Annotated in this window: 4 protein-coding genes; 1 reads left to right on the top strand and 3 read right to left on the bottom strand. The window is 36.6% G+C overall.

Annotated features, from left to right (window positions below; all coding sequences use genetic code 11):
- Window positions 1-94, bottom strand: a 94-nt coding sequence (locus F6K40_RS35200; RefSeq protein WP_293143297.1) for a DUF1802 family protein, incomplete at its 3' end; no start/stop codon positions are given.
- 990 nt (window positions 95-1,084) lie between these two features.
- Here F6K40_RS35200 and F6K40_RS35195 point away from each other — a divergent pair.
- Complete coding sequence (locus F6K40_RS35195; protein WP_293143294.1) at window positions 1,085-2,257, top strand: calcium-binding protein; 1,173 nt, start codon at window positions 1,085-1,087, stop codon at window positions 2,255-2,257.
- Window positions 2,258-3,592: 1,335 nt separating this feature from the next.
- On the opposite strand, the gene F6K40_RS35185 is transcribed toward F6K40_RS35195, so the two are convergent.
- Together F6K40_RS35185 and F6K40_RS35180 are read right to left on the bottom strand one after the other, a co-directional pair.
- Window positions 3,593-7,255 carry a tetratricopeptide repeat protein gene (locus F6K40_RS35185; protein WP_293143291.1) on the bottom strand — a complete coding sequence of 1,221 codons (3,663 nt, stop codon included), beginning with the start codon at window positions 7,253-7,255 and terminating at the stop codon, window positions 3,593-3,595.
- On the bottom strand, window positions 7,256-10,078 hold the full coding sequence (locus F6K40_RS35180) for a tetratricopeptide repeat protein (RefSeq protein WP_293143289.1): 2,823 nt from the start codon (window positions 10,076-10,078) through the stop codon (window positions 7,256-7,258).
- Window positions 10,079-10,954 lie beyond the last annotated feature (876 nt).

The following is a 10,954-nucleotide window of genomic DNA, read 5'->3' as shown; positions in this document are numbered from 1 at the left end:
TTCCACCTTTTCTTAGTAACATAATTGTGTTGCCATTTTCTAAAGCATTAACAGCAACATTCCATTCTTTAAGGGCAGCAGTAGTAGTTTCCATAATTATCTGCTTCTAGCTACAAATTAAATAATTGATAGTTGGAAAATCTGGTTAATTATTGATTACCAAGCTAAAAATTGTACCATGTAAAACCAATTAGATGTTCCGGAAATTGCCCAAAGTCTAAGAAGTATTTGGAAAGCATCTATAGCATTTCTCATAAAGATGAGGTACAGTTACTATCCCCCTAAATCCCCCTTGAAAAGGGGGACTTTGAAGACTCCCCCCTTTTTAAGGGGGGCAGGGGGGATCTAAAACTGTATCTCACCAATTTGAGAAACGCTATAGTATATTTGGGAGGTAGAAGGTATCTTATGGCTTTTGGAGCGAGGGAAACTGAATAATACTCTTAGTTCAATGCCAAGATTGCAATACTTAAACCCCCCGAACCCTATTTATTGACTTTTTCAAAAGGTAAATAAGAGTGAGAAGAGTGAGGCTAAAAAGTTTCTCCCTAGTTAGTAACATGGTTAGGTATTAGTCATGCCTTGAAGGATTTTGAGCTGGAAAAAGGAGAAAAAAATACAAAGGATAGGTATAACTAATCTTGTCTACCTAAAACTACATATTGAGCTTGTGTATACTGAAATTGGTAGTGGTTCATACTAATGGTAGGGAGTATCCTAGTAGGGGGTGTAGCTACCCACCCCTGATCCTTCCCAGGAGAGGAATGTGGGGAGTGTGAGAAGAAATTAAAAAATAGATGTCTTCACCATTGCAATGGAGGACTGCCCTGAAATTAAGTGTCAAAAAAATACAGAAACAAAAACATGGCATTAAAAGTCTAAGTAGTATATAAGCCAAAATTAGTAAGCAATTGAATTTCAATACATTCAATACAATAGATGCATTTCTCATATCTCTAATCAAGAGATACAAATAAAAATTGAAAAATTTCTTTGTTCTGATTTAAATGAATATTTAATAATGTAAAATCCTATCTGGTGCGCTCATAACTACTGATAAAATTTTTAATATAAATAGCTTAGTATGTCAATTCAAATTCCAATTCCACAAGACTTCGGCGATCAGGAACCGGATATCCTGCGGCCACCAATTGATCCTAATGAATTTGGTGATGCAGAAGTTATAATCGACTCGGTTAATAATAGTAACGAATCGTTGTTTGGTACAAATAACAGGAATTTGATCCTAGGTCTTGATAGAAATGATAGGATTGAAGGTAGAGGTGACCAAGACACTATCTTTAGTGGCAAAGGTGAGGATAGTGTCTACGGAAATAATGATGATGATTGGATTAGTGGGGATCAGGGAAATGACTATCTACTGGGTAACCAAGGATCTGATACGGTTAGAGGTGGTCTCGGAAATGATAGTATACATGGAGGAAAGGGTAATGATTTGGTTAGAGGCGAGGAAGGAAACGACCTAGTTGATGGAGACAGAGGGTTCGACAATGTTAGAGGTGGTATTGGTGATGATACCCTCTATGGTGGGGGTGATGACGACTTAGTTCATGGAGAAGAAGACAACGATCTAGTTTTTGGAAATCGTGGAAATGACACGGTTAGAGGAGGTAGCGGTGATGATACAGCTTTCGGAGGCAAAGGGGATGATTTAGTTGAAGGTGGTTTAGGTAACGACATTTTACGAGGTGGTAGGGGTAATGATAGTGTTATTGGAGGAGAAGGCGACGATCTAGTTTTGGGAAACCGTGGAAATGATACGGTTAGAGGAGGTAGTGGTAATGATACAGTTTACGGAGGAAGAGGGGATGATTTAATTGAAGGTGGTTTAGGTAAGGACCTTTTGGAAGGTGGTAGGGGAGCAGATATCTTCCATTTTGAGTTTTTTGAGGATGAGACATTTACTTTTGATGGAACTCAGGAATTTGGTTTTGATACTCTCAACAGTTTTGTTCCTGTTGACTCAGGAGTTGATACTCTCACTGACTTTACTCCAGGAGAAGACAAAATACGACTTGATGCTAATAGTTTCGATGAGTTAATTGGTGTTGATGGTAATTTCGATCCGGATGAATTTACTACTCTTGCTGATTTTGCCCAAAACCCAGATGCAAATCTAGTCTACGACTCAGACCAAGGTTTAATGTACTATATTGATGAAAATGGCAATGCCATAGAATTCATACAATTAGATCCTAATCTAGATATTGGTCCTGATGATTTTGAAACAATATAAGCTCAAAGTTTGAAATTAATTTATAGCAGGGAACAGGGAACAGGGAACAGGGAACAGGGAACAGGAAACAGTTGGAAAAACATTTCCTAGTCTAAGATTCATCATTAGACTTCGTGGCAGTTGTCAGGGAATAGGGAATAGCGGTGCGACCCCGCGACGACGTTTTGCTGCGCGACATGTTTGCGGAGCATTCCCTATAAGAAAAAGCAAAGCTCCTCTGCAAGAGGCAAGTCGCAAGCAGTCAGATCCCGCGACGACGTTTTGCTGACGCAAAGCTCCGCTAACGCTGCGCGACATGTTTGCGGAGCATTCCCTATAAGAAAAAGCAAAGCTCCTCTGCAAGAGGCAAGTCGCAAGCGGTCAGACCCCGCGACGACGTTTTGCTGACGCAAAGCTCCGCTAACGCTGCGCGACATGTTTGCGGAGCATTCCCTATAAGAAAAAGCAAAGCTCCTCTGCAAGAGGCAAGTCGCAAGCGGTGCGACCCCGCGACGACGATAGTCGCAAGGGAATGCGCACTCCTGTGAGGGAATGCGCACTCCTGTGAGGTAATGCGCACTCCTGTGAGGTAATGCGCACTCCTGTGAGGGAATGCGCACTCCTGTGAGGGAATGCGCACTCCTGTGAGGTAATGCTGACCAAGAGATGGAATAGGGAATAGCGGTGCGACCCCGCGACGACGTTTTGCTGACGCAAAGCTCCGCTAACGCTGCGCGACATGAAAAGCGTTAGCGATAGCTACCGTAGTAAGAGGAAACTCCTCTGCAAGAGGCAAGTCGCAAGCGGTCGGACCCCGCGACGACGCCAGATAGCTTGCGGAACGCCGACCAAGAGAGGGAACGCGCACTCCTGTGAGGGAATGAAATTGTTGATTTCATATCTTGAATGGATTTCATTTTTGATTTTTGGGCGTTGGTAATTTGAGGTATGATATCTTGTCCGGATCAGAGCGCGATAGAACTAAGAGTCTGTTTACACGACCAAAAAACTTTCTCCTTCTATTCCTCTTTCTTCCCTCATTTCTCCTGTACGGACTTTCCGGACGGAAAACCCCTACGACTCCTGACTCCTAAGTAATTAAGATTAATATCATACACGCGCTTTACCAACGCCGATTTTTGGAGAGATCTAATTGGGTATTAATTTTGATATTGCGCTTGCTTGTATTTCCACCCGTAGGCGACATGATAATTAGTTCTCCTGTGGCACTCTTTTCAAATCTTAGGTTGTCATTTTCTTGGGCATTGTTGCCAAAATTGTTCGTCTGTTAAGTCAATTTTTAACTCTAATCTTGGTGGTAAATAAATTGTGCTAGTTTCCATTAATTATTCATCCTTAATCTGGTGAACTTTCTGTTAATTCAATGGCACTTTGATAAGCTGCTACAGACTCATCAAGTTGCCCTATTTCTTGCAAAGCATTTCCTAACAAATGGTAAATTTCTGCCAGTTCTATATTATCCTCATTTTCAGAAGAAATTGGTTGAATTTGACTAACCTTTAATTCAATGATTTGCTGATAACAAAATATCGCTTCTTGCCATTCTTCTTTTTCTGCTAGAGCTTTACCTAAACCATAGTAAGACTCTATAGATTCAGGATTTAACTCTACTACTTGTCGATAATATTTAACTGCTTCATCCCAGTTTTCTTGAGAGCTAAAAATTTCCCCTAAACTATAATGAGCTTCCCACAATTTAGGATCTAATTTAATAGCTTGCTCAAAACAAGTTATTCCTTGCTCTGTTTTACCTTCTTCTATTAAACCTTTACCTAAAGTACAAAACTCTTCGGGAGTTGCCCAACTGGGATGTTGGATGAGAGCATTGCAGGATAACTCCTCAGCTTCATCAACTTTTCCTTGAGCTAGCAATACTTCAACTAAATTGCGATAACCATCTTTTAAGTCTGGCGCAAATTTAATTGCTTTTTGGTAAGCAGTTATAGCTTCTGAGTGTCGCTCCTGTTGAACATATAATTCTCCTAAACTGACATAAACTTCGGCAAAATTTGGCTTGAGTTCTAGACATTTTTCATAAGCAGCGAGCGCTTCTTCTATTTGATTCATCTCTACCCAAGTTTTACCCATTATTTGATAAGCAACGGCGTCAGGTTTCAGAGAAATTATTTCCTCACAAGTAGCGATCGCCTCATAAAATTTACCGTTGACAAGATTTGCCTCTGCTTCTTTTATTAAGTCTGCTTGATTAACTTCAGGCAACTTCTCTTTTCTTTTTTTGTCTAGAGATGAGTGCAAAATATCTTCAGGATTAATAATATTTTGAGGTTTACTGCTGTTAACTTTTACCTCTGCTGTCTTATTACCAATCTGTTTAGCTTTTTGCTCGTAAATTTTAGCTTCATCTAATTTACCCTGACGCTTCAAAGTTGCAGCTAAATTATGATAAGCAGCAGCATAATTTGGGTTTAATTTAATTGCGCGTTGATAACAGAATATAGCTTTAGTAAATTGACTTTGACGACACAGGGTATTACCTAGATTTAGATATTGTTCGGGGGCGATCTTTTCTGGTTCCAAAGTATACGCTTGATACCAACAGTCTGCTGCTTCTGATTCTTTACCTACCTGAGTCCATGCTTTAGCTAAGTTACGATATGCTCCTGCAAAATCTGGTTTGAGATTTATCGCTTTCTGATAACAGGGTATTGCCTGCTCCCACAATTCTTCCTGTGCATACAGACTACCCAGGTTGGCATAAATTGAAGCATCTTGACTATCAAGAGATATAGCTTTTTGGTAATTTGCTTTCGCTTCCTGACGTTGACTAGCACTACCCATTTTTTGCTGGATATTGCCTAAAATTTTGTAAGCTTTTGCTAAGTCTGGTTTGACTACAATTGCTTGTTTACATTCGGCGATCGCTTGTTCATATAATCCCTCTTTCTTATAAGCGGTTGCCCTTTGAATACAAACATTTGCTAGGGCAATCTCTGACTTTTTAACATCGACAAGGTGAGCATTTACTGGTATAGCTTTTTGTTTGGTGTTTTCTATTTGTTCAGTAGGGGATAAAGTCTGTGTTCTATCTATTTTTTCTTGTGTTGCTTTTTGCTCGCCATTAACGTTAGTATTGCTTAAATTTGTTTCATCATTTAATACTAAGTCTGCAGTCAAAAATCCTGTTGTATCTTTTGTCGGCAACTCTATTTCTGATTTTAAAGGAAAAGAATTATTTTCACTCTCAAGTCTGGGCATATTTGGAGATGGTTCTAAACTTTTTCTTGATAATTTATTATTGGCGTTGAAAACCGAAGTTATTCCCATAAATAACTTCTGGAAAAATCTATCACAATGTTTGAATATTTCTTGAAAAGTACCAGACTTTCTTACTACCTTACTATCGCGTTGGTTAATTTGATGCTCGTTTCTTACTAAATCATATTTATCTCCTATACCATCCTGCAAACTTTCAATCTGAGAATTTAGATAATCATTATTCGGATAAATTTGAGATTTTGAATTGGAGTTTTGATGCTTGTTTTTTACTAAATCATATTTATCTCCTATACCATCCTGCAAACTTTCAATCTGAGAATTTAGATAATCATTATTTGGATAAATTTGAGATTGTGAATTGGAGTCTTGAGCATAAGATTTAAGTTTTAAAGCTTCCCCTAATTTTTGATTTGCCACTGTTAAATTGGGATTACTTTTTACCGCATCACAGTAATATGATATTGCTCGATCTACCATATTCTTTTGCAACATAGCATCGCCCAGAATCAAATATTCTTCTGCCGTTGCTTTTTCTGGTTTTAGAGAATAACTTTGCTGCCACAATTCAGATTCTTTTGACTTTTTACCAACATTAGTTAATGCTGTTGCTAAATAAAGGTGAACATCTGCCATATTTGGATTTATTTCCAAGGCTTTTTGATAACATTTGATTGCTTCTTGCCACTGTTGCTGTTTTCCGTACAAACTACCTAAATCTCGATAAATTTCTGGGTCTTTTGGTGCAATAGATATAGCTTTTGTATACCACTGCCAAGCTTCTGCTGGTTGATCTTGATTTTGTAGCATTTTGCCTAATTGTTTATAAGCTTCTACAGCATCTTGATTTACAGTTTGGTTGATTAATTTATTGTTATTTTCTGGGGATATTTCTAGCTTTTTTTGTTCCGTTTGATGACGATTTATTCTAGCTGAGTTTATGGGAAATACTGGATTTACAGAATCTAAATAAGGTGTTTTTTTCCCTGATTTATGATTAAATTTTGAGGGACTTGTTATTCCTAATTTAATCGCTTTTCGGTAACAGATATTTGACTCTTCAAAATCCCCGTTTTGGGATAATGCTTCTGCCAGATTTTGATATGCTATTACGGAATTAGGATTTAATTTTAGAGCGCTACGATAACAAGAGATAGCTTCTGTTAATTGCTTTTGTTGCAGCAGAGTATTTCCTAAATTTATATATTCTCGTTCTGTAATTTTTTCAGGTTCTAAACAGTAAAGTTGATATTGATAATTTGCTGCCTCTGAAACTTTGCCTAATTTTTGATATGCTTTGACTATATTACGGTAAGCTGCAGTTAAATCTGGTTTGAAATAAATTGCTTTTTGATAATAATCAATTGCTTCTTGCCATTGTTGTTTTTTGGCATAAAGAGTGCCAATATTAACATAAGCTTCGGCAAAATCTGGTTGAATTTTTATAGCTTGCAAATACCACTTAAAGGCTGCTTTCATCTGCCCTTGATTTTGGATAATAATACCCATTGTTTTGTAAGCTTCGGCAAAATCTGGTTGATTTTTTATCGCTTCTTCACAAGCTACTTTAGCTTCATCTAATTTCTTTTCTTTTAAAAAAAATAGAGCTTTTTTATGGGATTTAGCAGTGGTTTCTGCCAAGTTAACATTGGATAGCATTTTATCGTTTACTGCAGTTCTAGTTGTATTGTATTCTTCCTCTTTTTGGGAAGATACAGAGGGATCAATTTTGGCATTAGACACTTTTTGATCAAAAATAGTCATTTATTGATAAGTTTTTCCAGTAGGGGAAAAATTGTTTTTTTTATAAGAATCTATATTAATTATACTTGCCTGGGATAGCATTTTTTCCAGTTTACCCAAATTAATAGTAATATCTTCAGTAAGAGGATTAGGATACATAATTTGGCGGAGAGGATAATAAGAATATTCATCTCCCATCAAGTAGTAATACTTTAATCCTAATTGTTGGCTAATGACCCAGTAATAATGTCTAATATAGTTAGGAGACACTAATTCAATCACGGTAGTTCCTGGTTGACAAAACATAATATTTGTCAATCCACTACCGTGAGGAGAAACTATTACTTTTGCATTAGCAAATAATCTTACTTGTTCTACAACAGAAAGAGTTTCTAATTCGATGGTTATAAAGCCATATTGACTTAATAAATCGACTATTTCTTCTTCATTAATAACTCTTCTATGTTTAGCTTTATTCCTAGTGATATAAATCCTTGCCATATCGGCAGAAGCTACTTGATTATTTAGTTTTTCTCCTAATACCAAATCATCTTTTAAAGAAGGCAAAAGGAAATTGTCAGAAGAGGATTCATATTCCTCCTGAAAAGGAACAACTGAACTCGTTTCAGTTGAGGATTTAAACTCTTGCTCCCGCTTGCCAGAAGTACCAGGCAAATTCCCTTCTTTCCTCGACTTTTCTACTTCTCCCTTCTCATTAAAAAATGTTTGACGATGAAATTCCAGAGCAAATCTTTCTAGCCATCCTAAATGCCCAGAAAAAGACGGAACTATTAATTTTTTAGCTTGAATATAAGGATGGCGATCGCTCTCCAGAATTTTTTCTTCTGGAATTCCTAAAATCCGGAGAGTTTCTTTTTGAAATGGTTGTTGAATACTATTAATTAAAAACCAATCTATTTGCTCCAAATTTATACCATTACGTCTTAATATTTCAATCCGGGGCAATATGTCTACCATCCAATGAAAATAAACATTTCCTGATAACCCAGACAAAACTGCTACCGTACCGTTTATTTGCTCTAAAGGCGGTAATTTTTCTGTAGTAAAAAACCGATGGTTCTTAACATCATATTTTTCACATCCTGGTAACTGCCCAGGATATTCGCGAGAAACTTCAGCTAATAATTGATTATTGTCATTAATAATAGCGATAGCATTACAAACCATCCAATTATTTTTTTGCGGAACTATCCATGCTCTACCATTTTCTACCTCTATGAAAAACTTTGGTATTTCTGGAAAATCAACAGATGAAATATTTTTATATGTTTCTATTTCAGAAATTGAAAAAGTATGAATACCATTTCCTAAATGAATTGTTTTAAGTTCTTTAAAAATTCGCTTGAGACAAGATTTGCAATTTAATCCCTGACATTCAGTTTCAGGAATTGTATCGTTGCTACCCTCTAATTTTTTAGAAAACTTAGGGGTATCGTCTTGGGAATTAGGTGTGAGGAAATAAATAGTATTTTTTCCACCGAAATTCCCTGTCTTAGGGTTAAAAACGTCATTGTTTAAACGGCGGATAAATTTGCTTGGAGATTCAATGCCAAGCAAATTATCCTCATCTCCTAGTTCAACAGTTGTCGATAAAGATTCTGCCTCTAACTCTAGATTAAATATACTTTTAATACCCTCTGCGTTGGAAACTTCTGAAAAATTATTTCGTGCTGCTAAAACTTTTTCTAATGCTTGCTTGAGCAAGTAATTATCAGGTTCAACAGCCAAACCCAGACGGTAAATTATAATAGCAGTATTAAAACGTTTTTGTTTAGCTAAACTATCGCCTAATCTTAGATAAAGATCGACATTAAATTGCTGAAACTCTAATCCTTTTTTGTAATAATTCTCAGCTTGCGAATATTCGCCATACTCAAACAAGACATTGCCTAAATATAAGTAGATTAAACTTAATTTTTTTCTAAGTCCTGCTAAATCCAATTTCTGGTTAATATCTAATTTTTGTAGTCTTCTGAGAAATTGACCACAAGCTATTCTTGCTTTTTCTAAATCATCTAACCCAGTTAATAAATCTGTTTGTTTACAATAACTTTCCACAAAAGGATTATTGCTAATTATCTTTTGCAAATAAGGTATTGCCGCTTCAACTTTCCCTAATTCCAAGAAAGAAAAACCACAGTCACTATAGACAGAAATATTTTCCGGTTGCTGTTTAATTACTTCCTGAAAATGAACAATAGCTTTTAAGTGTAAACCTTCTTTTTGATAAGCTTTACCCAGATGATAACGACCTAGTATTAATCCAGGATTTAATGCCAAAGCTTGCTGATAATTTGCAATAGCTTTTTGTACCTTTCCTGCTTCTAAAAATGCCTTACCCAAATCCTTGTAGAGAGTCGCATCATCTGGTTTTTTCGTAATAGCTTGCTCCAGAATTTCTATAGCTTCCTGATATCTACCTTCCTTAACTAAAATACCGCTCCAGTTTTGATAAGCCTGAATTTGAATTAAAATATTAGCAGTGCTATTTTCCCATAAATTAATAACTTTTTGATAATTATAAATAGCTTGCTTTAGTAAACCTTGTTGTTCTAAAACAATAGCAAAATTATAGTAAGCTTGAATATCCTTTGGGTAATAAGCGATCGCTTGTTGATAGTGACTAGAAGCTGCTAGTAAATTTTCCTGATGGTGAAAAATTATCCCTAAATTATAGTGAACAAAAGGGAGATTTGGTACCAAAGTCAATGCTTCTTGGTATAAAGATATAGCAGCTTCAGACTTCCCCTGTTTTTGATATAAAAATCCTCTTGATGCTTTTTCTTGAGCTAACCTCAAACTTTCTGGAGACTGATTGTTCATAATTTTGGTAGTAGGACATAATAATAAGTTTTATCACAAAAGGCAGAAGTCAGAAGTCAGAAGGCAGAAGGCAGAAGAAAAAATCTTGCATTGCAAAGATTAGGACATCAATCAATGTTCAAACGAAGTCATATCATGTCCGGTAGCATTGTTTGTGTATAGAGTTAAGTCACAACTGGAAGAAACCCTGCTGACTTCTGACTCCTGACTCCTGACTCCTCCATTTTTATTTATAACTATTCAACCGGACATGATATCAGGGACTACTTCTGACTTCTGACTTGCGCGTAGCGCTATACAAACCCGCTTTCTCCGCTTTTTTATACCGATACTACCGGATTTGATGGGTGCATCTCATATTTGCCAAAATACTTTTTTCCTATTTCCTATTCCCTATTCCCAGTTAAGTGTTCCCTGTTCCCTATGCATCAATAAATTTTTGGCTTTCTTCTTGCATTGAGATGCACCCGATTTGATATGAGACATCTCCAGATAATTATGGCTTGCTGATTAAATCTAAAAGCATTTACAGATAAAGGTTTTAGCCTTTTTAAGTCTGAAATACCTTGATTTTCAGCTCTTCATGCTCATGCATGTTAGGATTTTGGGTTGACTATGGCCCAAAAATAATATAGAATCCGGTTATATAATATATCTTCATAATTCTATCTACACTTTCTACTCCCCATCCCCCCATCCCCCATCCCCCCATCCCCCCAACTATATAACAAGTATTCAACCGGATCTTATATAGAACCCATTTGATATCTCTAGAAAAGAGGGAGTAGGGGAGTGGGGGAGTAGGCATTGTTCATTCATTGTCTGAGCTAGAATATTTACAACCCTACATTTTTTGAGTCCTGTACGGACTAAACT

Source organism: Okeania sp. SIO3I5 (assembly GCF_010672085.1).
Classification (GTDB): Bacteria; Cyanobacteriota; Cyanobacteriia; order Cyanobacteriales; family Microcoleaceae; genus Trichodesmium.
The sequence above is the reverse complement of the archived record's forward strand: the minus strand, read 5'-3'. Positions and strand labels throughout refer to the sequence as shown.

Excerpts from the sequence above, each read along its gene's own strand:
- F6K40_RS35195 (WP_293143294.1), top strand. The coding sequence starts at position 1,085 with ATGTCAATTCAAATTCCAATTCCACAAGACTTCGGCGATCAGGAACCG.
- F6K40_RS35185 (WP_293143291.1), bottom strand. The coding sequence starts at position 7,255 with ATGACTATTTTTGATCAAAAAGTGTCTAATGCCAAAATTGATCCCTCT.
- F6K40_RS35180 (WP_293143289.1), bottom strand. The coding sequence starts at position 10,078 with ATGAACAATCAGTCTCCAGAAAGTTTGAGGTTAGCTCAAGAAAAAGCA.